The organism is Shewanella sp. MTB7 (assembly GCF_027571385.1).
Classification (GTDB): Bacteria; Pseudomonadota; Gammaproteobacteria; order Enterobacterales; family Shewanellaceae; genus Shewanella.
On record NZ_CP085636.1, the window covers coordinates 5633448 to 5657430 of the forward strand.

Sequence of the window (23983 nt, forward strand, 5' to 3'; positions counted from 1 at the left end):
ATTTCAAATACACAATAGTCAATGGAGTTGATGAAACAATAAATCTTTCCTGAAGGTGCCTGTCTACCACTACTTTTCGTAACAAACAACATTGTTTCATTAGTCCTGAACGACATAAATTCAAGACTACAACTTACTAATTATCTATGAGTTATTCTCAAGTCCCACGATTAATGTTCAGCCTGACTTTCGAAAGAAAGAGAGAAAAAAAACCATAGACCACTCAAAATCACGAAGTGGAGCAGAGCTGGTCCCCCCTTAATCTCAGCAGTCTTTACAATTGATTTTGCAACATTTGATTTACATATATTCACTTTTCAATATAGTATTATAAATCACATTATAGGGTGAGTGCTCAGAAGAACTTTTGAGCCGCGGTAAACACAGGAGGTGACTTCCCCTAGTTATTTCAACAATGGAGATTAACAAATATGAAAATCCATTTACTCCTGTTATTAGCTTTAATGGCTGGACACAGTAATACTGCGTTGGCAGCAAAGGATCCTATCAAGGGATTTGTATCTCGCGGAGATTTAAAAAGCACAATCAACGGTTTTACATCAAATAGAAATGGCTTTGATGACCCCAACATAGTGATCAGTTCTACTGGGGGCCCTCAAAATGGTCCATTAAGACTCGGCCATTTAGTTGATGCAATTTTAGTACAAGCCGAATGGCGTACACTGGAACCTTCTGAAGGCAGAATTCTTCGCAACAACGTTGTCGATAAAGCCATCAACAGCCTCTCGACCTGGAACAGACAAAACCCATCTTACCCTTTGTCCATTAAGCTCCGAGTCTTTGCTGGCATGTATTCGCCACAATGGCTAGCGCTCGATAGAAGAGGTAATCCCATTTTTTGCAGTTATAAACACAAAACCAATAACGAGCTTTGTTTTGTTCAAGTTTCGACTAAAAATGGTAAAAATGGCAATATCCCCTCCTATTGGAAAAGTGCCTATGCATCAAAGTGGAAAAATTTCCATCGCAAAATGGCCAATAAATACGACAACAATAACCTCATAAGAGAAGTTTCTTTAGGTGGCTGTGCCATAGGCAATGACGAGAGTTTTTGGCGTCACAAGGGAGATAACACTCCGAATGGAGGATATGGCCTTCATGTGGTTCGCTACTTGATGAATAAAGGACTGACACTGGAAAAAGATAAAGCATGTCTTCAGAACACACAGTTTGACGCCATGACAGCTTGGAATCAAACCCCTGTTGGTGTTTCCTATAATATTTGGAACGATTACAGGACTAACGGTAGAAATCTCATCTGGAGTAAAAATAAATCCTTTACCCGAAAGGTGATGCAAAAATGTGTAGACCACTTTGGCAGTCGCTGCTTAATCGGCAATAACTCTTATGGCAATCGTGATTTAGGCAGTGAAAACGACAGTCAGAAATTCGCATTCATGTTAAAACTTGCGGGAACAGCCGCCACTTGGCATAGACTTTCATCCCAGTACAGCTTTATTCGCAATCCTCAAGGCACTTACATTCAAACTGAAGTTTGGGCGGCATTGAAAAATTCAAATAAGGATTTTGTTGGCGGAGAGGACAATGAAATTCACGTTGCAATCGACCGCGCTCGTACAGAGATGAAAATACACAGTGCTGAAATTCCTAAGCTCAGAGATCTAGCATTCTACGATACGTTTTTAGGAGATATTTATCTGGCTACTGATCGTATGCAAAATGTCAGACAAGCCTTAAAAAACTAGAATAAACTCACCTGAACCACGTCACTTGTTAAATGGCGTGGTTCATTTCTTAATTTAGTGCTTTCATATACTTCAATTTACAACAATGAAATTTTATGCTTAGCCCCCCAAAAAGTTAAACTCTAAAAGATAAAATAGAATGTGGTCATTCGACCGCAACTCTTATTCTGGGTAACCCGTTATATCCCTAATCTTGCTGTAGAAAGGCTGTAGCTTCTTGTAAATATTGAGATAGATCTCCCGATAAAGCCTTTGGTACATCACATAATGTTCCCTATTAGGTTCAAAACGATCGCCTTCATGGACCATAACTTTGATCGCGGTATCAAAGTCAGCATAGAGCCCTAGTCCGACAGCCGCATCGATAGCTGCACCGAGTCCAGAGGTCTCTATGGTATGGGCTCGCACTGTGGGTAAACCAAAAATATCGGCAGCGATCTGCATGGCAGCATCACTCTGCGCTCCGCCGCCAGACACTCTTAACTCCTTAACTTTAGAACCTGTTTTTTTCTCTATCGCTTCCAACCCCTCTTTGAGACCAAAAGCCAATCCTTCGAGGATCGCACGATAAAGGTGTGCTCGGGTATGCAAGTCACCAAAACCTATCACGGCGCCTTTAGCTTCAGGGCCAGGTTGCTTTACTCCAGGGCCCCAATAAGGTTGCAACATGAGTCCCATGGATCCCGGCGGCACACTGTTCACTAATTCATCGAACAGGGCTTCAGCTTCGATCCCAGCCTCCTCTGCTTTCGCCTGCTCTGTATGGGCAAACTGCTCCTTAAACCAGCTCACCATCCAGAAACCACGATAAAGCATTACTTCACTGCAAAAAGCACCAGTGATCGCCGATGGATAAGCGGGCAGAAATCGCACCGCTTCGGTGTAGCGTTTCATGGTGACATTAATCGTGGCTGTGGTACCGAAACTTAAGCAGCCCACATCGGCACTCTGGCCACCGGATCCCAGCACTTCACACGCTTTATCTGCCGCTGCGGCGATAACGGTTAACCCTTGGGGGATCCCGGTTTGCTCACTGGCCAACTTGGTGATCTCGCCGATCTTATCACCAGGCTTCACCAGAGATAGCAGTTGATCCGGTCTGACATTCAACGCTCGCCATTTCCAATCCCATTTTGGCGCCCATCTGTGTTTCTTATAATCGAAGGGTAGATATCCCACCTGAGATCCTGTCGAATCCGCCCACTCACCAGTCAAGCGGTGATGAAAGAAACCCGATAAAAAAGCAAATTTATAAGTTTGCTCCCACAGATCCCGCCTCTCGATATAGAGCCAGTTTGGTTGAGCACGACTCCTAAAGTTAGCAATGGTTTCACTTAAGCCCAGTAGATTAAACAGCGGATCCCAAATCCCCCCTAAACGTGGCAAGGGTTCTGCTCTGCGTTGATCTAGCCAGAGGATCGCCGGATGCAGCGGCGCACCTTGCTTATCCAAAGGTAACATGGTGCCGCGCTGTGTGGTCACCGACATCCCCTTAATCCTCTTTTTATCTATTCCCTGCAACCAAAGAGCCTGACAAGCATCACACACATTTTGCCAGTAATAATCACCGCTCTGTTCACACCAGCCGGATTGAGGTGATTCATAGGGGATCAATTTTAACTGGGATTTAGCGATCAATTGCCCGTTGAGATCAAAGACCAAAGCACGGACACTTTGGGTGCCGTTATCGATCGTTAAGATCCAATCAGCTTTAACTTCAGATGCCTGACCACTCTGTTCTCTATCCCTGCTAGTATTTATCACAGTCGATCACCATCTGTTTGCCTACTCGGCAGTTGATAGCTTTGATTAAATATCAGCTCAAACCTGTCCCACTCCTTATCAGCCTTGGTATTCGGCCAACTCAGATATCGGCAGCAAAGTGACAAAATAGCCTGACGATAACGGGTAATATCACTACCCAACAAAAGGGCTAAACGAGTACGTCGCAGCAAAAGATCGTCCAGATGCACCACACTCTCGTTTGCAATTGACCATTCAAGTTCTCGCCACTGACAACGGCTAATTCCTATCATGTCGTCGTTATCCATCGCAGCAATTTGAGGCGCAAAATGCCCAAAATAGCCTGTCAGATGCTTATCTGCATAACCTTGAGTCACTTGACTAAATGGCGCTTTTTTCAAGTCTGTGAACAACTCAGGTAACTGCTCACTTACTTTATCAAGCGTCTCTTTTGCCATCAAGTGATAGCTAGTTAGCTTACCGCCAGTGACCGAGATTAATCCCGGTCTAGACCAGATAATATGCTCACGGGATTCTTTCGAAGGAGCTTTATCCTTAAATTCGCTGAAGATAGGCCTTATGCCACTCCAACAGCTGACCACATCAGCCTCCTCTATCTCTTGCTTTGGGAAATAGTGCTGAGCCAATCCCAGTAGATAATCCACCTCCTCTTGAGCGATCCCAGGTTCGCGATCCAGATCCCCTTGATGATCTAAATCTGTGGTGCCGATAACACTACAACCCTGCCACGGATAAATATACACAGGACGGCCATCTTGAGGATGATAAAAAGTGATACAAGCAGAGACTGGCAGACGCTCAAAGGGCAGCACGAGATGACTGCCTCTTAATGGTCTTAATCCACCTTGATCTAATGGGTGCAATTCCGCCGCCCAACAACCCGTGGCATTGATAACGCATTTAGCCATTAACCTATGGCTGCTTTCATCTAAGCCCCGACCACTTAGGTCACTTGCATTTAAACTAAGCTCAATCCCACGGATCCGATCCCCCTCCTCTATAAACCCAGTCACCTTGGCATAATTGAGCGCCTGCCCTCCAGCTAATACGCCATCCTGCAGGGATCGCAGTACTAGACGCGCATCGTCGGTCACCCCATCGGCAAACAAGCTTACTCCAGCGATCCCATCGAACGAGAGTTCAGATAACCAAGAGCGGGCCCTATCCATACTTAAAGGCTTATGGTGCTTGCTGCCAGCCAGCTTATCGTAAACAGATAATACCCGATGAAAAATAGCGGCAGAGGGAAAATCGCCCTGTTTGTGCAGCATCAAGTAGGGCATCAAATCAACCAATCCCGGTAGCTCTGTTAGCATAGACTCGCGCTCTCTGGCGGCATCTCGGGTCATTTTCCATTGACCACTAGCGAGGTAACGCAGGCCTCCGTGTACCATTTTAGAGGAGCGACTCGAGGTGCCCCAGGCAAAATCTTGCTGTTCGACCAATAGCACTTTAGCCCCTTGGCTGGCCGCAAGATGAAAGATCCCAGCCCCCGTGATCCCGCCGCCGACGATGATAAGATCGTATTCACCGGCTTGATCCTCTGCAATTACCCCCCTTGCCTCTTTTGCGACCTGACTAAGCGTCTTCATTGATCCTGTTTCGCTTGATTTTGGATCGCTTTAGTTGGGATAGCTTTAAATAACTTACCGGGGTTTAACTGGCCTTCGGGATCGAAGGATCTGAAATAACTTTGCAAAGAATCGACCACACGCTCACCTTTCTCTTCAACTAGATAAGCTGCATGATCACTCCCTACCCCGTGTTGATGACTGATGGTGCCATTGCTCTGAACGATCAATCTTGATGTGGTTGACTTTAACTTTTGCCAGCGGGTATGCGTTTCTTCATAACTGTCAGATACAGGAAACAGATAAGTGGTATAAATGCTGGCTCCATCGCTATAAAGGTGTGACAGATGGGAGAACACGTGCACCTTGCTCTTAGAATCGTCAGCAGTGCCACACTCGGTTAATCCTTCCCTGAGGCTTTGCTCTATCTTCTGGGTCAACGGCGCGATATTGGACCAGTTAGTGGCGGTCTCTAATGTGTCAATGGCATAACCCATCTGCCACAACGTCTCTCTGAGGTAGGGGAAAGCAAAACGCTTATGGGCCCATTTCTTGCCTAAGCTCCGGCCAGTGTTGACGCCCTTAAATTGGGAAATCACCGCTTTCAAACGCTTATAACTCTGCTTATTAGCCTGTTTATCCCCTGTTATCCCGTAGACCAACATGCATTTATCATCCCCCACGCCTTTAAGGGCAAGCAACTTAGCCAGCCAATGGCGTTGAGTCTGGGTCGCCGACAAGTAGAGCTGAGTGCTGGTCTCGATACTATTGCTGACTCTAAGCATTGAAAGTGGCAACCCCTGTTGAATAGCCTCTCTAGCGCAGGCTATTCCCTGCTGCCAGTTAGGCATAAAGGCCACTCCAAAAAACTCCTCTTGGGGCAAACGGCTTACTCTAACTTTCACCTCGGTTAAGATGCCTAAATGCCCCTCAGATCCCAGCACCAGTTGACGCCAATCTGGCCCCGCCGATGAAGCCGGTAGCGTCGGAATAGAGACTTTGCCCTCAAACGTCTCTATCTCCCCTCCTGCAAACAGGTTTTCAATACGTCCATAACCTAAAGATTGTTGACCACTGGAGCGAGTTACCACCCAACCACCTAATGTAGATAGTTCAAATGATTGGGGAAAATGCCCTAAAGTATAGCCTTGTGCCTGCAGCTGGGCTTCCAAAAATGGCCCCTTAACGCCTGCACCGAACGTGGCGATCTGATCAACCCGATCCAGATCAATCAAACGATTCATCTTACTCATTGAGATGGTTAACACTGGTTTATCGCAGGCACATGGGGTGATGTGTCCCACCACAGAAGTGCCGCCGCCGTAGGGGATCAACTGCCAGCCTTTCGCTTTGGCTTCTGCCATCAAAATGCGGATATCTTCACTGCTCCTCGGAAAGGCCACAGCATCGGGAAAGAGATTAAACTCACCACTCTTCATGGCTAACCAGTCCGGTAGACTCTGGCCACGGGCATGGCGCAATCGCACCTCAGCATCTCGGGTGTAAAGCTCGCTCTCATCGAGTCTAGACTCTGGCACCTTGGCCAGCACCTCATCTAGCGTCGCAACAGGCAAAGGCTTAGCAGGGCCTAAGGTCTGGGTGATAAAAGTGGCACCATCGGGGGTGAGCGCCAGGCTTTTCTCCCTGTCTCCCCACCCATTCCATTGACGATTATCCTGAAGTGACTTGCCCATAGTGATTGACCGATTTGCATACAGATGGATTTATCTTACAATGTTGCAACAATTTGTCAGTGACATATATGGACAAGATGAACAGTAGGTGAGCGATGAATAAACAGCAGGTATCAATAATTAAAGGGCAAAAAAAACCCTCTTTAGGTATGACCTCAATACCACCAGTGCAGCAATTTTTGCAGGCGGCCAGACACTGTAAGCTTGATATTTTAAGCGCCCTTGAGCAGGCGGGAATCGAGTTAACCTCCCTCTATCGCACCGATGCCCGCATAAGTGGTGAGCAGTTCCAGCAACTGCTCGTTTATCTGATTGAACATTGCCAGCACCCGTTATTTGGCCTCTATAGCGCCCGTTTTATTCAACCGGATCGTTTCTATATTTTGGGTCAGATAGGACTCAACTCAAACAATGTTTCTCAGGCTATCATGCAGGCTATGCCGCTGGAACAACTTGTCGGTGACATGGGGATCACAGAGTTAAGAGAACATCCCCATGGGCTAAAAATGGTATGGCACTGCCAATACAGCCACCCATTAGTCATCCCACATCTCATCGACAATGTCCTGGCGTCTTGGGTCAATTATGCTCGTTTCCTGTTAGAGGACAGCCAAGCCTCTCCCATTGAAATTAAGCTGCAGCGATCTCTGCCTACCCCAAGTGAAGTTAAACAGTACCAAACACTCTTTGCCTGCCCTGTACTGTTTGAGCAGAATGAGAACGCCATACTTATCAGTAAAAACTTACTAATGCGCCCCCTTCCCAGCGGAGACAAGCACCGCTTGCCGCTATTGATGGCCAGTGCAAAACAGAGACTAGACCATATTGATAAAGCAGATCAGTTACAACTCGCTGTAGCAAGGGTCATTCGCCAGTTGTTACCACAAGGAAAAATTAACCGAGAACAGATCGCCGAGCAGCTTCATCTAACAGGACGAACTCTGCAACGTAAGTTACTAAAGCAGGGCATAAGCTATCAAACATTGGTGGATAATATTCGCCATGAGATGGCGGATTATTGGCTCACCTGCAGCGAACTGTCAGCAGCTGAAATTGCATTGGAACTCGGCTATAGCGATGTCAGCGTCTTTTTTCGGGCCTATAAACTCTGGACCGGACACACGCCGAGGCTAAAACGAGAAATACTCAAGTCGTAAAATTGCTCTCCAATATGCGTGATCGACACTGTATATTTGATCCGTAAGATCTGTCATAACTAGGCTAAATATAAGTTTGCCTAGATCAAGGAATGAGAGATGAAACGGTTCTTTTTTATATTGTTAATTATTAGTCTTAATGGCTGCCAAGGTGAAGTAACGAATCAGGCTCTAGGAACCTTAGAGCGAGACAGGGTCTTACTGAGAGCTACCGCCAGTGAAATTATTATCGCGCTTCCTCAAAAGGAGGGAAATAGAGTTGAACAAGGCGATCTTTTAGTTCAATTCGACACTCGCAAGCAACTCGCTAGAGTCGCTTTCGCTAAGGCTGAAGTTAACAAGGCCCAAGCCTACTTGCTAAGGCTCACCAACGGCGAGAGACCGGAAGATATCGCCAGTGCACAAGCCAATGTAGCCCGCACTCAAGCCACGCTTATTGAAGCAAACCAAAGCTATAAACGCAGTTCTAGTCTGCTTAAACAAAAACTCACTAGCCAAGCTACCCAAGACACAGCTAAAGCCAACAAAGATAAAGCTCAAGCTGAACTCGTGGTCGCCAAAGAGAACCTGAGTAAACTCATTGCCGGCGTACGCGTTGAGGATATCAATCAAGCAAAAGCCGCTCTGGATGCCAGCATAGCTAACCTGTCTTTAGAGGAGCAAACCTTAGATGATTTGAGCGTCATTGCCACACGCAGCGGTCGGCTGGACAGCCTGCCTTTTAATCTGGGGGAACGTGTACCGGCGAGTGCCGTGATCGTAGCTATCCAAGCCGATAATGCTCCCTACGCTCGAGTCTATATCCCCGAGCCCTATATGGCTAAGCTCACCATAGGTCAACAGATGCAGGTACGAGTCGATGGGATCGAAACCGAGTTTACTGGCACCCTACGTCGTCTCAGTAAAGAGCCTGCGTTCACGCCCTATTACGCACTCAATCAGCAGGACAGATCCCGTCTGGTCTTCCTTGCTGAAATCGATCTCGGCAGTGATGCCGACAACTTACCCACAGGGATCCCCTCGCAAGTGGATCTTCCCCGATGAGAAGTTCCGATCAACGTGATGATTTAGCTATCGATGCTAAAGGGATCACTAAAAAATTTGGCCAACTGGCTGCAGTTTCAAACATGAATCTGCAAGTGCCTAAAGGCCATATCTATGGTTTTCTTGGCCCTAACGGCTGCGGAAAGTCCACCAGCATTCGGATGCTAACCGGACTGCTCACCCCCAGTGCAGGCACAATTGAAGTATTGGGCATGTCGATCCCCAAGCAGGCCGAAGCGCTCAGGTTACGGATCGGCTATATGACGCAAAAATTTTCCCTCTATGACGATCTTACCGTTAAGGAGAACCTAGAGTTTATCGCCCAGATCTACTGCCTCAGTCCCAATGATAGCCGCAAAAAAATTGATCAATTACTCAGTACTTATAATCTGATCAAACAGCAAAAGCAGTTTGCTGGCACCTTAAGTGGTGGCCAGAAACAGCGACTATCACTTGCTTGTGCTTGTCTTAACGATCCTGAACTTTTATTTCTTGATGAGCCCACCTCAGCGGTAGATCCTCAGAATCGTCGCGATTTTTGGGAACAGTTATTTGATCTCTCTGAAACTGGCACCAGCATCTTAGTCACTACCCACTACATGGATGAAGCCGAACGCTGTCATGCTCTCGCCATTATGGAACAAGGATTTATTCGCGCCAATGGCAGTCCCAACGAACTAATGCAACAGATGGGGGCAAATGTACTCGAGGTCGGTCACTCAAATTTAAGGCAGCTCAAGAACACGCTTATGGCCTTTAAGGAGATCAAATCTGCCGCCCAGCTGGGATCTTGCTTACGGGTCTTAGTTGATGACAAGATTCTTGATCCCGATGCTTGGTTAAGACAGGCGCTGCCTGAGCTTAAACAAGCAGAGATAAGACTCACCCCACCTAATCTCGAAGATGTGTTTGTCACCGTCACAGGCCAGCAGAGTGCCGAGCCGTCAGCTCCTGAACTGGAGGGATCATGATATGTCGGTTATAAACAGCTTACGTCGTATCAAAGCGATCACCGTCAAAGCCATTACAGTCAAGGAAAGCCGGCAGCTTAAACGGAAGCGAATTACCTTTGGTATGAATGAGGTGATGATCCCGCTTGGATCAGAGGGGTTCATATGTCGATTATAAACAGTTTACGCAGAATCAAGGCGATCACCGTCAAAGAGATTAGACAATTGAAGCGAGACAAGATCACCTTCGGCATGGTGGTTATGATCCCCTTGATCCAACTGCTGCTATTTGGTTACGCCATCAATACCGATGTGCGCAACATACCTGTAGCCATTGTCGATCAAAGTGATTCAGCCGCAGGTCGCTGGATTGTAGAAGCGATCAAGGTGACTCAAGTGGTGTCGGTCGAGGCCTATTATAAAACCAGTACCGAAGCGATTGCCGCGATCACCCGAGGCGAAATACGGGCTGCACTTATTCTGCCGCCCAACCTTACTGAAAAACTGGCCAATGATGAAACCTTAGGCCAGTGGATCGTCGACGGATCTGACACCATGATAGCTGGCGCCATGATGCAGTTACGTAATATGCCACTGGATCAGATCACAGGCATAGACACTCAAAGACCATCCCGCTTCGAGGTCGCCCTTTTCTATAATCCGGAGCAGCGATCTGCGGTCAATATTGTACCAGGACTTATTGCGGTCATCTTGACCATGACCATGATCATGTTCACTTCGGCCGCCATCGTCCGCGAACGAGAAAAGGGTAATTTGGAGCTGTTGATCACCACGCCAATCAAGCCATTGGAGTTAATGCTTGGCAAAATTTTACCCTACATTATTGTCGGTTTGATTCAGATGACGATCATTTTAGGATTAGGCCATTATATATTCGATGTCCCTATCAATGGCGATATCACACAGCTTCTGCTGGGCACCTTACTCTTTATCGCCGCAAGCTTAACCTTAGGTTTAATCATCTCGACCATAGCCCGTACTCAGCTACAGGCGATGCAGATGACCATCTTTATCATCTTGCCAACCATCTTACTGTCAGGCTTTATGTTCCCCTTCGAAGCGATGCCTAAACCTGCTCAATGGATCGCTGAAATCTTACCTGCCACTCACTTTATGCGCATCATACGCGCTGTGGTACTCAGGGGGGGAGAGGTAAGCGATATGCCATTCGATGCACTTTGGCTTATCGGCTTTACGATTATCGGCATTATTATCGCTTCGATGCGATTTAATAAACGCCTGGATTAATACCAATCAGTATAAGAAAGTGATCTACTCAGTGCGGCTTTTGGCAAACTTATTCAAGGCGAATGGATGACGCAATGGTTATTCCCTTGTGAGTTCATTCAACGAAGAAGTAGGTAGCCAAAAACACACCCAAAGGGCGAGTTTTAGCGGTTCTGATGCTGTGTTAACGAGCTTAACCGTAGAATAACTATGCTTCTCACTCGTTGCCTTACCTCAGAAGCGCTAAACTCTCGCTGAGCGATCACATCTTTATACTGATCGGTATAATACCAATAAAAAAGCGCCTTTCGGCGCTTTTTCTTCTATTGATGCTTGTTAACTTAAGGTTAGTTAAACTTTCGCCTTCTCTTTCTCATCATCTGCGCGCTTTTCAGCAAAGTACTCACGAGTCAGGGTAAACACCACAGGACTCAATAGAACCAGTGCGATCAAGTTAGGCAACGCCATCATGGCATTGAGAGTATCGGCCAGCAGCCAGATGAAATCCAGTGAGCTTATCGCCCCCAGAGGTACGGCCAAAATCCATAACACTCTAAAAGGTTTCACCGCTTTAATACCCAGTAGATACTGGACACATTTTTCACTGTATACACTCCAACCTAAAATGGTAGTGAAAGCAAACACAGACAGAGCAATAGCTACAATATAGTTACCCATTGGCAAGGCTGTTGAGAATGCGAGTGAAGTCAAGGACGCACCGTTTTCACCTGAAGTCCATGCACCCGAAACAATAATCGCCAGACCTGTGATACTACACACAATCAAGGTATCGATAAATGTCCCCAGCATAGCCACTAATCCTTGACCTACTGGACTGTTAGTCTGCGCCGAAGCATGGGCAATTGGAGCACTACCAAGGCCCGCCTCATTGGAGAACACACCGCGCGCGACACCAAAGCGAATGGCAGCCCACACCGCAGCACCGGCAAAACCACCTTGAGCAGCGACGGGATTGAAAGCACTGTGAACGATAAGCACAATCGCATCAGGAATTTCTGCAGCGTTCACCACTAATACAGCTAGACCCGCAGTGATATAAAACAGAGTCATCAAGGGAACCAGCTTACCTGCTACGTCAGCAATACGCTTAATTCCGCCCATCAACACGGCACCCACCAGTACCATCAATACTAGGCCTGTCACCCACGTTGGCACACCAAAGTTACTGCTTAAGGCATCAGCAACTGAATTCGACTGAACCGTGTTACCAATTCCAAAACCAGCAAATGAGCCAAACAGCGCAAATGCAGTACCTAACCAGGTCCACTTACTGCTCAAACCGTTTTTAATGTAATACATGGGACCACCGATGTGGTTTCCATTGGCATCAACTTCACGATATTTAACCGCCAGAACAGCCTCGGCAAACTTAGTCGCCATGCCGACTAATGCGGTACACCACATCCAAAAAAGCGCACCTGGTCCACCAATAAAGATCGCAGTAGCCACACCGGCAATGTTACCAGTACCGATAGTGGCCGATAACGAGGTCATCAATGCATTAAAGGGACTTATCTCTCCCTCTACTTTCTTATCTTTATCTGGGATACGACCAGACCAAAGTAGTTTAAAGCCTGTACCAAGCTTTAAAATCGGCATAAGTTTCAACCCTATAGAGAGAAACAAACCCACACCTAAAATCATGACAAGCATAGGAGTACCCCATACAAAGCCATTGATCATACTGACAAACTCAGTAATTCCTTCCATTCAAACCTCGTCGATGCTTATCATTATTATTTTATTAATTCCGTGAGCTAGCGCTGGAATTTATTATTTAATATTCAGAGTACAACGAAAAGAGCACAAAATGAAAGGAGGATCTTGATGACAAAAATATTAACTAAAGACCTATGTTCAAGCCCAGCCTCTTAAACTTGGTAGAGTTCAAGAGGCTGGGCTTGTCAATATTGCAGAAGCTATATTTTGAGCTTACTTACAGAATCCTATACGTTATCTGCAAGGTCACATTATTGTTGGAATGGGTATTTCTAATGAGAGTGTCCCTGTGAAACATTAATCAGCATTACACCACCAGCGACCAGTAACATACCAATCCAAGCCGTTGCGTCCAGATGCTGACGATAGAGCAGCGCCGACAGCAAGGTAACTGTCACGATAGCGAGTCCAGCCCACAGGGCATGCACAACACCAACGGGCATGCCTTTCATTGCCTGACCTAGAAAAATAAATGCCGTTAAATGACCCAAGATAACTAACGCTGCCGGAAGTGGTCGAGTGAATCCATCGGTAGCTTTGAGTGCCACATGAGATAAAGCTTCAGCTACAACGCCTAACATTAGGAAAATCCAACTCATGATATACACCTTAAAAGTAAAAAAAAGCAGCAGGTCAGCCCACTGTATTGGTTATCGCTATTATATTTTATTTATTGCAGATGATAATTGCGCTAATAAGCAAATGACTTTTACTCATTGGTAATAATCTATGCCCAAGCGACTTTGACACTATGAGATATATACCCAAGCTACCTCAAGATGCTCGTTTCAGAGCTCCCGTAGGATAGCTGAACAAGGCAGTGATTGAGGATAATGGTTATTCCCTTGTCGATATCACTAACGCAGTGCAGGGATCCTACGGGAACTCCCGTAGGGCACGGCGAGAAGCAACATTTTTCTGTGTTATGAAATATTGAATTAGAATAACTAGTCCTACTATTTCATGCCTTGAACTCTGTCACTTCTCGACATGCTGAATCCTGCATCTTGAAGTTGTTTGGGTATAGAATTCAGTGGTCATTTCCTGGTCGTCTGGGTATTTTTACGCAGTTGAAAACAAAAAAGGTGTCTCCAAAAATGGGGACACCTTTTCTTTTAAACATCTTCTCTAACTGGCGATTATTTTACTATTTCGCCAGATGCTTAGCGTGAAAACGCAGATGGTTTTCGATAAAGCTAGAGATAAAATAGTAACTATGATCGTAGCCTTCACGAATATTGAGCTCTAACGGATAACCACTCACACCCGCTGCTGCTTCCAACATTTCAGGCTTGAGTTGTTCAACAAGAAAGTTATCCCCATCGCCTTGATCGACTAAAGCGGGAACCAGATTTTTCGCTTGGCGCATTAAAACGCTAGCATCATATTCAGACCATGTTGCCATATCACGGCCTAAATAAGCCGTAAATGCCTTCTTGCCCCAAGGACTGTTGATCGGATTACTAATGGGACTAAATGCCGAAACAGACTGATATGCATCGCTATTTCTAAGCGCAATAACAAGCGCGCCATGGCCACCCATTGAGTGTCCCGCAATCGAGCGTTTATCACTGACTGGAAACATTGACTCAATCAGTTTTGGTAACTCATCAACCACATAATCATACATATGATAATGACGATTCCAGGGAGCTTGAGTAGCATTGACATAAAAGCCAGCCCCTTGACCCAGATCATAGCCTTCATCATCCGCCACATCAGCGCCTCTCGGGCTAGTGTCCGGTGCAACAATAGCGATGCCAAGCTCAGCAGCCATGCGCAGTGCGCCCGCTTTTTGCATAAAGTTTTCATCGCTACAGGTTAATCCTGAAAGCCAATACAAGACAGGCACTTTCTCACCACTTGACGCCTGTGGTGGCAAGTAGATAGCGAATCGCATCTCGCAATTTAAGGCATTGGAGTGATGGCTATACTGCTTATGCCAACCACCAAAACTCTTATTTACACTGATATTATCAATTGTCATGCTGATTTCCTAAATCGCACTGGCCTAGTCTGCAATAACCTAGAGTAAACCAGCGCTACAGGATGAATGATTCCGACTAATCTGGGTTAGAGATCATTACTTATCGAAATGGATAACGGTACGTATGCTCTTACCTTCATGCATAAGATCAAACGCTTCGTTTACTTGCTCAAGACTCATAGTATGAGTGATGAAATCACTTAACTTGAACTCACCAGCAAGGTAACGCTCAACATATTCAGGTAGCTCAGAACGACCTTTTACACCGCCGAAAGCACTGCCTCTCCATACACGACCAGTCACTAACTGGAATGGACGAGTAGAGATCTCTTGACCTGCACCGGCAACACCGATAACCACTGACTCGCCCCAACCTTTGTGACAACACTCTAATGCAGAGCGCATCACGTGAACGTTACCGATACACTCGAATGAATAATCAACACCACCATCGGTCAACTCAACAATTACGTCTTGAATTGGCTTGTCGTAATCTTTAGGGTTGATGCAATCAGTCGCACCCAGTTTACGGGCTAATTCGAACTTACTTTCGTTAATATCGATAACGATGATACGGCTTGCTTTAGCCATAGTTGCGCCAATAACAGCGGATAGGCCGATACCACCCATGCCGAAGATAGCAACCGTAGCACCCTCTTCAACTTTAGCCGTGTTCATCACAGCGCCCATACCAGTAGTAACACCACAACCAAGTAGACATACTTCTTCAAGTGGCGCTTCAGGGTTTACCTTAGCCAATGATATTTCTGGTAATACTGTGTACTCAGAGAAAGTAGAAGTACCCATGTAGTGGTAGATGATTTTGCCATCTTTAGAGAAACGGCTAGTACCGTCAGGCATTAAACCTTTACCTTGAGTTTCACGTATCTTCTGACAAAGGTTAGTCTTACCAGATTTACAGAATTTACACTCGCCACACTCAGGTGTGTAAAGTGGAATAACATGGTCGCCGACCTGAACGCTAGTTACGCCTTCACCGATAGACTCTACAATTCCGCCACCTTCATGGCCTAAGATACAAGGGAAGATACCTTCTGGATCATCGCCAGAAAGCGTGAAAGCATCGGTATGACAAACACCGGTTGCTACCATCTTGATACGTACTTCACCTTTTTGCGGTGGCATAACATCTACGATTTCCATAGATAATGGCTCACCTACAGCCCAAGCGACTGCTGCTTTTGATTTAATTGTTTGTGCTGTCATTGTTATATCCTAAATGTATAAAATTAAACGCGGTCTTACTTTCTTGCCGCAGTAACTATGCTAAGCATTATATCTAAGCTTAAAAAATTGATAATCCCACATTATTGCAAATGACTTTTACCATATGGTAATAATCACTATCTCAACTGACTATCTTTTCCTGCTCGTCGATTAACACCACTAAACTTTTTTAACTGCTTATCTGATTCCTGCTGGCAACTCACACAGAGTCGAACACCGATTACGGCTTTTCTGCGGGCCTCAGGGATCAAACTGTCGCACTCTTCACAATGGAGTAAGCTTTGACCAACCGGTAGTCGACTTCTGGCCTGAGCAACACCATCGTCAACACTATTATCGATTTGATCTTGTACCGCACCATCTCTAGACCAACCACCAGCCATCTCAACCTCCGCTAACCATTAATCATTAACCAATCGATATTTATTCCGTACTAGTCCTAGACCAAGCACCAGCCATCTCAACCTCCGCTAACCATAATAATTAACCAACGACGTTTATTCAGTACTACTCCCAAGCTAGCGAGAAGGCAATACATCCATCTACTGATCCATCAGTGTAAAACGCTGAACAATGAGTCGCTAGATCTCAGTAATAAGCGTCACTCTCACAATGTTCTTGTCACTGTCATTGCCACTGCCGATCCGATAACAAACATTATATTCTCTTCAGTAGAGATGATAATCCATGATAATTGCAAATTACTTTTACTCTGAGGTAATAATAAAAAGACGGTGCAGCAGCTGTGCTTCCACAAGAAGAGATACGGACAGAGGGGGATAAATCACTTTCTACTTAACATAAAAAAAGCGCCGGAGCGCTTGTTCTACTAAATATTCAAATCAACAGATTCTGGTAGTACACCAAGAGTGTTGACGATATTCATTGGTATTACGCACTCTTTTTAGATTGCGCAGCAATATGAGTAGCAATCGCATCCATCAACGCAGGCGACAAACAGTCATAAGGTGCAAGACCTAAGTCTTTAAGCGTCTGACGAACATCGCCCATGGACTCAGGTGCAGCACCAGCTTCGATGATAGAGGAGACAAATGCCGCAAACTCAGGCTGTGACCAACCTTGTGCTGAAGATAACTCAGTATGAACAAAGTCCAATCCATAAAACGGGTGTTCTGAGTTTTCAATACGACCGTACATATGAGCTCCACACTCTTTACATGCATGACGTTGAATAGCGGCTAATTCATCGATAATAACCAATTTATCAGCATTTTTTATGACAGCTACATTGTCACGTGACACAACGGCAATTTGGGCAAACAAGGCGCCTTCAGGCTTCCAACATTTACTGCAACCACAAACGTGATTGTGGGCAGTCTGACTGCTAATTGAAACTTCGACAGGGTTATGCTCGCATTTACACGTTAAAGTGCCACCGGTAAATCCTTCAAGACTCGCTACGATACCGTTATCAACTTGGGGATGAATTAAAACTTTCATAATGATGCTCCATGGATTCTCATTAAGACTCATCCCTTTGAGGTTAGCCTTAATGATCCAATAAATGACTTGCTTAATAAGGGACAATGACTTGGGTAGTAACTTTGCTAGGTTTGGTAAAAAGCTAAGTACCAAGTCATGGTTTTGAGAAATAACGCCTACGTCATTCCGATGAGCAGGATTATATTCTTCATTCAAATAATGATAATCCTACGTTTTTGAAAATATCTTTTTCTATTTCGTAATAATACTTTTTACATAAAAAACATCATTAGCCTTTTAATACAAAATGTTACGTCAACTCGCATGTAAAATACAAAAATTGCATTTATCGCGTATTTGGTGATAATCAAAAACATATAAATAGATACATGCTAGGTGAACACTATGTTTAATTGGGAAGGCGTTAGCGAATTTGTCGCCGTTGCGGAAGCTGAGAGTTTTACTAAGGCTGCACAACGCCTTGGCATATCGACCGCACAAGTCAGCAGACAGGTCAGTGCATTAGAAGCTCGTCTAGCCACTAAGTTATTTCACCGCACCACACGAAGAGTGTCCACCACCGAGGTAGGTCGAATTTATCATCTACATTGCAGACAGGCATTAGACGGTTTAGATGAAGCAGAGCGTGCTATCACTAATCTGCAGAGTAGCCCAAGAGGCTCACTCAAGATAACCGCGCCCGTCACTTATGGGGAGATGAACATCGCACCTTTGGTCAATAGCTTTGTCGTTCTGTATCCCGAACTTGAGGTCAAGCTTAGCTTAACCAACCAAAAACTCGATCTTATCGATGAAGGTTACGACCTTGCTATCCGATTAGGCGAACTCGAAGACTCAAGCATGATGGCTAAACGACTGAGTTCACGAACCCAATTTGTATGCGCCTCACCAAATTACCTTGCAACTTTTGGTATTCCCCACTCACTGTCAGAGCTAGATCAGCACAACTGTCTGCTGGGAACCATGGACTATTGGCGATTTGAGGAAAACCGCAAAACCAAACATGTCAGAGTGAAAGGTAATTTGAGTTGCAACAGCGGCCATGCCCTTGTCGATGCTGCAATAAAAGGTATAGGGATCATTCAGCTGCCCGATTACTATGTTCAATCCTTTATCGATGATGGACAACTGATCCCGCTGCTTGAACAACATCGCTCACCGGAAGAGGGAATTTGGGCACTCTATCCACATAACAGGCATTTATCACCTAAAGTACGCATGCTATTGGATCACCTAAGCCAGGGGTTAGCAGCAGGCTGAATCTCTTATCTGAGTTTTAAAGTATTCAATTAGACTGGTATAACATCGACAGACAATATCAGCCTCGGATGCATAATCCGGTATTAATGCAGGACTATAAAGGACACTTTTAGTACCTGCATTATTTGCCGTCTGTAGGTCATATAGATAATCACCGATAAACAAAATATTAGCAGGCTCAAGTTGCCACTTTTGACAAATCAACTCAACACCTTCAGGGTGAGGTTTAGCCTTAGCATCAAAACGCGTTAATACCAGATCGATCTCTAACCCTAGATTAGCCAACGTAATCGCAGCCGCTGCAGGTATATTACGGGTCAGTATTGCCAGTGGAAGTTGTAATGCAGTAAACAACTCAATCAGCTGCTCCGCACCCGCGATCCAAGTTGCCTTATTTGAGCTTTCGAGCTCATAGCGTTCAACAATCTCTTTTGCTTGTGCTGCCAGCTTAGGGTCTGAAATCGATTCAATATACCCCAAAATATCAGCACCAGGCTTGATGCTAAGTTCAAGTCTCAACCCTTCAAAATCCGGATTGGAATCAGCGAGTGTGCCGTCTAAATCGAAAATAACACCTTGAATACGACTGAAATCAAAGTAGGAATTAACCGTAATGCTCAATGTTACTCATCCTTATTTAAATGGGTCTGGCTGATACGCTATCAAAGCTCGCTCATTAGCCATCACACAATTTACCAATCTGATGCACCCTATCAACATCATGAGAATAACCTCATTTAAATTATGATGATATATACATTTTTATCTACTTGTAATGATGGCAAGTGTTTAACTGTATTCTCTGATTCCTACTAAAAGTAACCCATTTACAATAGTGACTTACCAGTGCTAAGTTAACGTAAAATATTCAAACAGAAAAGAGCGTTATCGTGCTGCTAATCAATAAGTAGAAAGATTAAATTCAAATCATGAGTTCTGGTCTCTAATTGGATTCTATGAAAGCAAGAAGTGTAAGCCAGAATATTTTAATGCAAGGACTAATCGGGTAGCTGTAGGCACCTAACTTCCTGCCCCACATACCCTGCATGCGGCTCCTTATACGATAGCTAATAAATTATTTTAATACTCTTAATCAATGAAATATGAAATTCTTTACTGATTATCAATTATCTACTTGGTGATAAGGCCCATTTAGTGTGCCAATCCCCTATCCCACACTCTGATTATTACCTCCTGGTAAAAGTAATTTACCTTTTAGCCTAATTGTTCCAAATCTAACTCAAATTATAATAGCCGACATCAGATACCTCTCCGCACTCCCTGCAATATCTTAGGCGCCATGCTTGAGTTAGCTAAGGTTACCTAGAGGCGTATCACCCAATTTAAATGTTGCTCTCTGCTTATAATATTGAGGGCACTAAGGAAATATTATGTCTCGTGTTGTCATTGTTGGTGGTGGTGCTGCTGGCCTGGAACTTGCCAGTCTTTTAGGTCGTTCGGTAAACGCTCAAGATGAAATCATTTTAGTCGAAGGTGAAACCCATCATTATTGGAAACCTCGATTCCACGAAATTGCCGCGGGCACTTTTGATAACGATCTCGATACCCTTTGTTATTTCAGCCATGGAGCCAAAAATGGTTATCGCCATTATCAGGCCAGATTGACGGATATCAATCGTGAAGAGAAGCAATTAATCGTCTATAAACCCAACGGCGAAACTGACACTTTAGCCTATGACTATTTGGTTATTGCTGTAGGTGCTATCAGTAATGATTTCGCAACCAAAGGCGCACAGGAACACTGTCTGTTCCTAGATACCCCACAGCAAGCCAGAGACAGTTGGCAACAGATAAGTTCACTGCTCCGCTCTGGTGGTCAGCGCACCATCAACATAGTTGGCGCTGGTGCGACGGGTTTGGAACTGGCTGCGGAACTGGCTAAAGTAAGTGGTAACTTAGCTCGCAATCCACAGGCAGCACAACTCACCATCAACTTAATTGAGGCTGCTGACAGAGTCCTGCCTAATGGCCCATTAAAGATGTCTGAACAGGCACTATTGAGGCTGAAAAAGTTTAAGGTTAATGTCATGCTCAATACCCGTATTGCAAGTGTCGATCAACAGGGCATGACCACCAGTGAAGGACTTAATCTAGATGCCGATGTTCAATTTTGGGCGGCAGGTATCAAGGCTCCTGATTGGTTGAAAAATATAGGAGGCTTGGAGAGTAACAGTGCCAATCAGCTAATGGTGCAACAAACACTAGCCAGCACATTAGACTCACATATTTTTTCTCTGGGTGACTGTGCTGCAATTCCACAGGCCGATGGAAGCATGGTGCCACCAAAAGCTCAGGCTGCAAACCGTGCTGCGGTACACTTAGCCAAGAGTTTAAAGGGCTTGATGCAAGGCAAGGAGCTTACCCCCTTCGTCTATAAAGATGGGGGGATGGTAGTTGCGATAGGTCATGATTACGCCATCAGCACCATGATGAATGACAGGCTGATCTTAAAGGGACGGTTAGTGCGTCGCCTTTACGACACCATCTTCCGTCTACATCAGAAGACGGTTAGTGGTCTGTTTACTATGTCCCGTCTCATCATCGCTAAACGATTGAAGTGCATCTTCCAACCTAACTAGCTTAGTCACTAGATAGAGATGACTTCATTATCACCAAAAAGCCTGCATATTTAACAATATGCGGGCTTTTTCTATTTATTATCTATTAGGTTACAGTGACAAACCTAACTCATCCAACACCTTGTTCAGGTGCACCATGGCTTCATCTGTCGGTCCAGGATAGTCGCCTGCAATCGGCACGTTACCCAAATACCCCATATCTTTCACGCCTTCGGGGCTACAGAAGAAACAAGCCAGTATTAAGCGTCTTAGGCGTGAAAAAGCTTGGGTTGGTCGAGCAAACTCCTCGATAATATCCGCTTTGGTATAGGCAATATCATCAATTATTGTGCGTTGATTAGCCGAGCTAATATCAACAAACAGTCCATCAAAACGTTGTCGAGATTCATCATCTAACCATGTCAGCAGAGGTAGTATTGCAGCTCTATCCTCTTGCTGTCGCTCATAAGGGGCACTGACCCACTCATCGACCACATCTGGAACCTTCACTTCGCTCGCCGATGGAACATTGCCCTCTCTGGGCACCATAATATCAGACAGCACTGCGAGTAAGGTTAACTGTGCACTGATGAGGGTTCTCGGCCACGCCGATTTAGGTGCCAGTATGAGATCCGGATCTTTCCCATATCCTGTTGCATTGATAGGCGACAAATTCAGCTGCGGCCAATGCCCTTTGGTTGCTGCTATTTGCGTTTCAGCGACCGTACTTTTACTGCTGCAAGCGGTAAGAGCAGGAAATGCTGCACTGATCGACAGGGCACCTAGCCATTTGAGGGCATCTCGTCTGGTTAACGCACTTTGATAAGGTTTATTGCTACAATATTTACCTTTAGCTGAAGTCATCTTACAAGGCTCCTTGATTTAATTGCTGCGCTAGCCAAGTGGAGTTTCTCATTGCCAAAGTCATGATAGTTAAGGTGCAATTTTTATGAGGATTAGAGGCAAACACGCCGGCATCCATCACAAAGAGATTATTGCAATCCCACGTTTGTCCCCATTGGTTCGTCACTGACTCGGTGGGTGAATCCCCCATGCGAGTACTGCCCACTTCATGAATAATCTGGCCACCTGTAGCAATGACGTCTTCAGCTTTTGGCAGGGGGTTATCGAACTTGGCGCCCATGGTTTGTAAAATTTCACGGGCGGTTTTTAAACCGTGCCCCACCTGTTTAAGTTCATGCTGGGACCATTTCCAATGAAATTTGACCACAGGTATGCCCCATTTGTCCTTAACCTGTTCATCAATCTCCATGTAGCAGCTTTCATTGGGCAACATTTCACCCCGTAACGCTAAGCCAACATAGGTGCCATAAGCCTTTTTAGCGATATCTTTTAACGGTTGTCCATAACCATCTAACTCGCCGCTAACCCATGAGCTTGGGGCTCGAAAACCTGAAGCGATCTCAAAATGATAACCACGGGGAAAGTCTAACTCCTGTTTTGCCTGCATCTTGTGCCCCCACCAGGGAATAAACAGATGGTTGGCGGTATGGCCGTCTTCATTGTACCTAGGCCGCCCTGCTAATGCTGGAATGTTGGCCCCGTAACTCACTCCGGTTGAGTCCATAATATTTTTCCCCACATGACCACTCGAATTAGCTAAGCCTTGAGGATGATGTTCACTCTTAGAATTAAGCAAAATTCGGGCAGACTCGCAGGCACTCGCCGCAAGAATGATAACCTTGACATCGAGTTTATGTGCTTGTTTAGTGGTTTTATCGATATAGATAATGGCATTTACTGTACCTTTCTCATCAACATTCACCTGTTTAACCATGGCATCGGTTATTACGGTTAAACGTCCCGTCGCTTTAGCCATAGGGATTAATGATGTGGTAGTTTGAAACGCCGCGCCAATCGAGCACCCATGACCGCAAGGGGTTGCATAAAAACACGCTTGGCGATCATCTTTAGGGCGAGTGAGAACAGCGCGGTGCATCGGCGCAGTGGGTATGCCGAGTTTTTTGGCCGCTGCAGACACCAGTAATTCAGTCACCCTAGGCTTAGGCGGTGGCTGTAAAATGCCTTCCGAAGAGTCCGGCATATCATCTAAACCTGTGTTGGTACCGCAAATGCCGACAAGTGCCTCGGTTTTATCGTACCAAGGTGCTAAGTCTTGGTACTCAAATGGCCAATCAGCCCCTAAGCCATCACGACTGAAACCTTTAAAATCATGCTCACTAAAACGCAGAGAGTAACGCCCCCAATGATTCGTTCGTCCGCCTAACATTCTCGCGCGCCACCAAAGAAAATCACTGCCTTCAGCTTTGGTATAGGGCTCTCCAGGAACTTGCCACCCCCCCTCTACCGTTGCATCGTAAAAACCAAAATCTTTATCTGAATTACCCGTCCCCAATAAAGGGGCTTCAAAGTTAGTTTTAAACATAGGTGTTTCTGTTTTAGGGTCGTAATGTCGTCCCGCCTCTAACATCAACACCTTGCGGCCCGCTTTCGTCAAGGTGTATGCCGCCATTGCACCACCAGCACCGGAGCCCACCACGATTACATCATAATCTAGCGTATTCATAA

19 protein-coding genes are annotated in these 23983 nt (G+C 45.4%); 7 read left to right on the plus strand and 12 right to left on the minus strand.

Annotated elements, in window-relative coordinates; translation table 11 throughout:
* Positions 1 to 431: 431 nt before the first annotated feature.
* Positions 432 to 1727: a hypothetical protein gene (locus HWQ47_RS24585; protein ID WP_269968600.1), complete on the plus strand. Its 1296-nt coding sequence runs from the start codon at positions 432 to 434 to the stop codon at positions 1725 to 1727.
* 162 nt (positions 1728 to 1889) lie between these two features.
* On the opposite strand, the gene HWQ47_RS24590 is transcribed toward HWQ47_RS24585, so the two are convergent.
* Genes HWQ47_RS24590 through HWQ47_RS24600 form a run of 3 tightly spaced genes read right to left on the minus strand, consistent with a single transcriptional unit; the run spans position 1890 to position 6756 of the window.
* Positions 1890 to 3491 carry an FGGY-family carbohydrate kinase gene (locus HWQ47_RS24590; protein ID WP_269968601.1) on the minus strand — a complete coding sequence of 534 codons (1602 nt, stop codon included), beginning with the start codon at positions 3489 to 3491 and terminating at the stop codon, positions 1890 to 1892.
* Positions 3488 to 5083, minus strand: a complete 1596-nt coding sequence (locus HWQ47_RS24595) for a glycerol-3-phosphate dehydrogenase/oxidase (RefSeq protein ID WP_269968602.1) — start codon at positions 5081 to 5083, stop codon at positions 3488 to 3490. The genes HWQ47_RS24590 and HWQ47_RS24595 overlap by 4 nt, the downstream gene beginning before the upstream one ends.
* Positions 5080 to 6756 (minus strand): FAD-binding oxidoreductase, encoded by a 1677-nt coding sequence (locus tag HWQ47_RS24600; protein ID WP_269968603.1) that lies wholly within the window; start codon positions 6754 to 6756, stop codon positions 5080 to 5082. Before HWQ47_RS24600 ends, HWQ47_RS24595 begins: the two co-directional genes overlap by 4 nt.
* 95 nt (positions 6757 to 6851) lie before the next feature.
* Between HWQ47_RS24600 and HWQ47_RS24605 the strand changes: the two genes are divergently transcribed.
* The 4 genes from HWQ47_RS24605 (at position 6852) to HWQ47_RS24620 (ending at position 11176) form a co-directional block, all read left to right on the plus strand.
* Positions 6852 to 7913, plus strand: a complete 1062-nt coding sequence (locus HWQ47_RS24605) for an AraC family transcriptional regulator (protein WP_269968604.1) — start codon at positions 6852 to 6854, stop codon at positions 7911 to 7913.
* Positions 7914 to 8012: 99 nt separating this feature from the next.
* Positions 8013 to 8957, plus strand: coding sequence for an HlyD family secretion protein (locus HWQ47_RS24610; RefSeq protein ID WP_269968605.1), 945 nt, complete (start codon positions 8013 to 8015; stop codon positions 8955 to 8957).
* Positions 8954 to 9928, plus strand: a complete 975-nt coding sequence (locus tag HWQ47_RS24615; RefSeq protein WP_269968606.1) for an ABC transporter ATP-binding protein — start codon at positions 8954 to 8956, stop codon at positions 9926 to 9928. Before HWQ47_RS24610 ends, HWQ47_RS24615 begins: the two co-directional genes overlap by 4 nt.
* A 144-nt stretch (positions 9929 to 10072) precedes the next feature.
* Positions 10073 to 11176: an ABC transporter permease gene (locus HWQ47_RS24620; protein ID WP_269968607.1), complete on the plus strand. Its 1104-nt coding sequence runs from the start codon at positions 10073 to 10075 to the stop codon at positions 11174 to 11176.
* A 330-nt stretch (positions 11177 to 11506) separates the two neighbouring features.
* Here the strand turns inward: HWQ47_RS24620 and HWQ47_RS24625 are convergent, their stop codons facing one another.
* The 6 genes from HWQ47_RS24625 to gfa all read right to left on the minus strand — a co-directional run bounded on the left by HWQ47_RS24625 (position 11507) and on the right by gfa (position 17591).
* The gene (locus HWQ47_RS24625; RefSeq protein WP_269968608.1) at positions 11507 to 12886 is read right to left on the minus strand and encodes an alanine/glycine:cation symporter family protein; all 1380 of its coding nucleotides are present in this window, start codon (positions 12884 to 12886) and stop codon (positions 11507 to 11509) included.
* 281 nt (positions 12887 to 13167) lie between these two features.
* Positions 13168 to 13494 carry a DMT family transporter gene (locus HWQ47_RS24630; RefSeq protein ID WP_269968609.1) on the minus strand — a complete coding sequence of 109 codons (327 nt, stop codon included), beginning with the start codon at positions 13492 to 13494 and terminating at the stop codon, positions 13168 to 13170.
* Between the two features lie 548 nt (positions 13495 to 14042).
* The gene (gene fghA, locus HWQ47_RS24635) at positions 14043 to 14882 is read right to left on the minus strand and encodes an S-formylglutathione hydrolase (RefSeq protein WP_269968610.1); all 840 of its coding nucleotides are present in this window, start codon (positions 14880 to 14882) and stop codon (positions 14043 to 14045) included.
* A gap of 96 nt (positions 14883 to 14978) precedes the next feature.
* A complete protein-coding gene (locus HWQ47_RS24640; protein WP_269968611.1) occupies positions 14979 to 16109 on the minus strand; it encodes an S-(hydroxymethyl)glutathione dehydrogenase/class III alcohol dehydrogenase in 1131 nt (376 codons plus the stop codon).
* A 137-nt stretch (positions 16110 to 16246) separates the two neighbouring features.
* On the minus strand, positions 16247 to 16513 hold the full coding sequence (locus tag HWQ47_RS24645) for a DksA/TraR family C4-type zinc finger protein (protein WP_269968612.1): 267 nt from the start codon (positions 16511 to 16513) through the stop codon (positions 16247 to 16249).
* 508 nt (positions 16514 to 17021) lie between these two features.
* Positions 17022 to 17591: an S-(hydroxymethyl)glutathione synthase gene (gene gfa, locus HWQ47_RS24650; RefSeq protein ID WP_269968613.1), complete on the minus strand. Its 570-nt coding sequence runs from the start codon at positions 17589 to 17591 to the stop codon at positions 17022 to 17024.
* 387 nt (positions 17592 to 17978) lie between these two features.
* Between gfa and HWQ47_RS24655 the strand changes: the two genes are divergently transcribed.
* Positions 17979 to 18854 (plus strand): LysR substrate-binding domain-containing protein, encoded by an 876-nt coding sequence (locus HWQ47_RS24655; RefSeq protein ID WP_269968614.1) that lies wholly within the window; start codon positions 17979 to 17981, stop codon positions 18852 to 18854.
* On the opposite strand, the gene HWQ47_RS24660 is transcribed toward HWQ47_RS24655, so the two are convergent.
* On the minus strand, positions 18840 to 19475 hold the full coding sequence (locus HWQ47_RS24660; protein WP_269968615.1) for an HAD family hydrolase: 636 nt from the start codon (positions 19473 to 19475) through the stop codon (positions 18840 to 18842). The genes HWQ47_RS24655 and HWQ47_RS24660 overlap by 15 nt on opposite strands.
* Before the next feature lie 770 nt (positions 19476 to 20245).
* Here HWQ47_RS24660 and HWQ47_RS24665 point away from each other — a divergent pair.
* A complete protein-coding gene (locus tag HWQ47_RS24665) occupies positions 20246 to 21454 on the plus strand; it encodes an NAD(P)/FAD-dependent oxidoreductase (RefSeq protein ID WP_269968616.1) in 1209 nt (402 codons plus the stop codon).
* Between the two features lie 90 nt (positions 21455 to 21544).
* On the opposite strand, the gene HWQ47_RS24670 is transcribed toward HWQ47_RS24665, so the two are convergent.
* Together HWQ47_RS24670 and HWQ47_RS24675 are read right to left on the minus strand one after the other, a co-directional pair.
* Positions 21545 to 22297 (minus strand): gluconate 2-dehydrogenase subunit 3 family protein, encoded by a 753-nt coding sequence (locus tag HWQ47_RS24670; protein WP_269968617.1) that lies wholly within the window; start codon positions 22295 to 22297, stop codon positions 21545 to 21547.
* Between the two features lies 1 nt (position 22298).
* Complete coding sequence (locus tag HWQ47_RS24675) at positions 22299 to 23981, minus strand: GMC family oxidoreductase (RefSeq protein ID WP_269968618.1); 1683 nt, start codon at positions 23979 to 23981, stop codon at positions 22299 to 22301.
* Positions 23982 to 23983 lie beyond the last annotated feature (2 nt).

Coding starts and splice junctions, on each gene's coding strand:
- HWQ47_RS24585 (WP_269968600.1), top strand. CDS start 432: ATGAAAATCCATTTACTCCTGTTATTAGCTTTAATGGCTGGACACAGT.
- HWQ47_RS24595 (WP_269968602.1), bottom strand. CDS start 5,083: ATGAAGACGCTTAGTCAGGTCGCAAAAGAGGCAAGGGGGGTAATTGCA.
- HWQ47_RS24600 (WP_269968603.1), bottom strand. CDS start 6,756: ATGGGCAAGTCACTTCAGGATAATCGTCAATGGAATGGGTGGGGAGAC.
- HWQ47_RS24605 (WP_269968604.1), top strand. CDS start 6,852: ATGAATAAACAGCAGGTATCAATAATTAAAGGGCAAAAAAAACCCTCT.
- HWQ47_RS24610 (WP_269968605.1), top strand. CDS start 8,013: ATGAAACGGTTCTTTTTTATATTGTTAATTATTAGTCTTAATGGCTGC.
- HWQ47_RS24615 (WP_269968606.1), top strand. CDS start 8,954: ATGAGAAGTTCCGATCAACGTGATGATTTAGCTATCGATGCTAAAGGG.
- HWQ47_RS24620 (WP_269968607.1), top strand. CDS start 10,073: ATGTCGATTATAAACAGTTTACGCAGAATCAAGGCGATCACCGTCAAA.
- HWQ47_RS24625 (WP_269968608.1), bottom strand. CDS start 12,886: ATGGAAGGAATTACTGAGTTTGTCAGTATGATCAATGGCTTTGTATGG.
- HWQ47_RS24630 (WP_269968609.1), bottom strand. CDS start 13,494: ATGAGTTGGATTTTCCTAATGTTAGGCGTTGTAGCTGAAGCTTTATCT.
- fghA (WP_269968610.1), bottom strand. CDS start 14,882: ATGACAATTGATAATATCAGTGTAAATAAGAGTTTTGGTGGTTGGCAT.
- HWQ47_RS24640 (WP_269968611.1), bottom strand. CDS start 16,109: ATGACAGCACAAACAATTAAATCAAAAGCAGCAGTCGCTTGGGCTGTA.
- HWQ47_RS24645 (WP_269968612.1), bottom strand. CDS start 16,513: ATGGCTGGTGGTTGGTCTAGAGATGGTGCGGTACAAGATCAAATCGAT.
- gfa (WP_269968613.1), bottom strand. CDS start 17,591: ATGAAAGTTTTAATTCATCCCCAAGTTGATAACGGTATCGTAGCGAGT.
- HWQ47_RS24655 (WP_269968614.1), top strand. CDS start 17,979: ATGTTTAATTGGGAAGGCGTTAGCGAATTTGTCGCCGTTGCGGAAGCT.
- HWQ47_RS24665 (WP_269968616.1), top strand. CDS start 20,246: ATGTCTCGTGTTGTCATTGTTGGTGGTGGTGCTGCTGGCCTGGAACTT.
- HWQ47_RS24670 (WP_269968617.1), bottom strand. CDS start 22,297: ATGACTTCAGCTAAAGGTAAATATTGTAGCAATAAACCTTATCAAAGT.
- HWQ47_RS24675 (WP_269968618.1), bottom strand. CDS start 23,981: ATGAATACGCTAGATTATGATGTAATCGTGGTGGGCTCCGGTGCTGGT.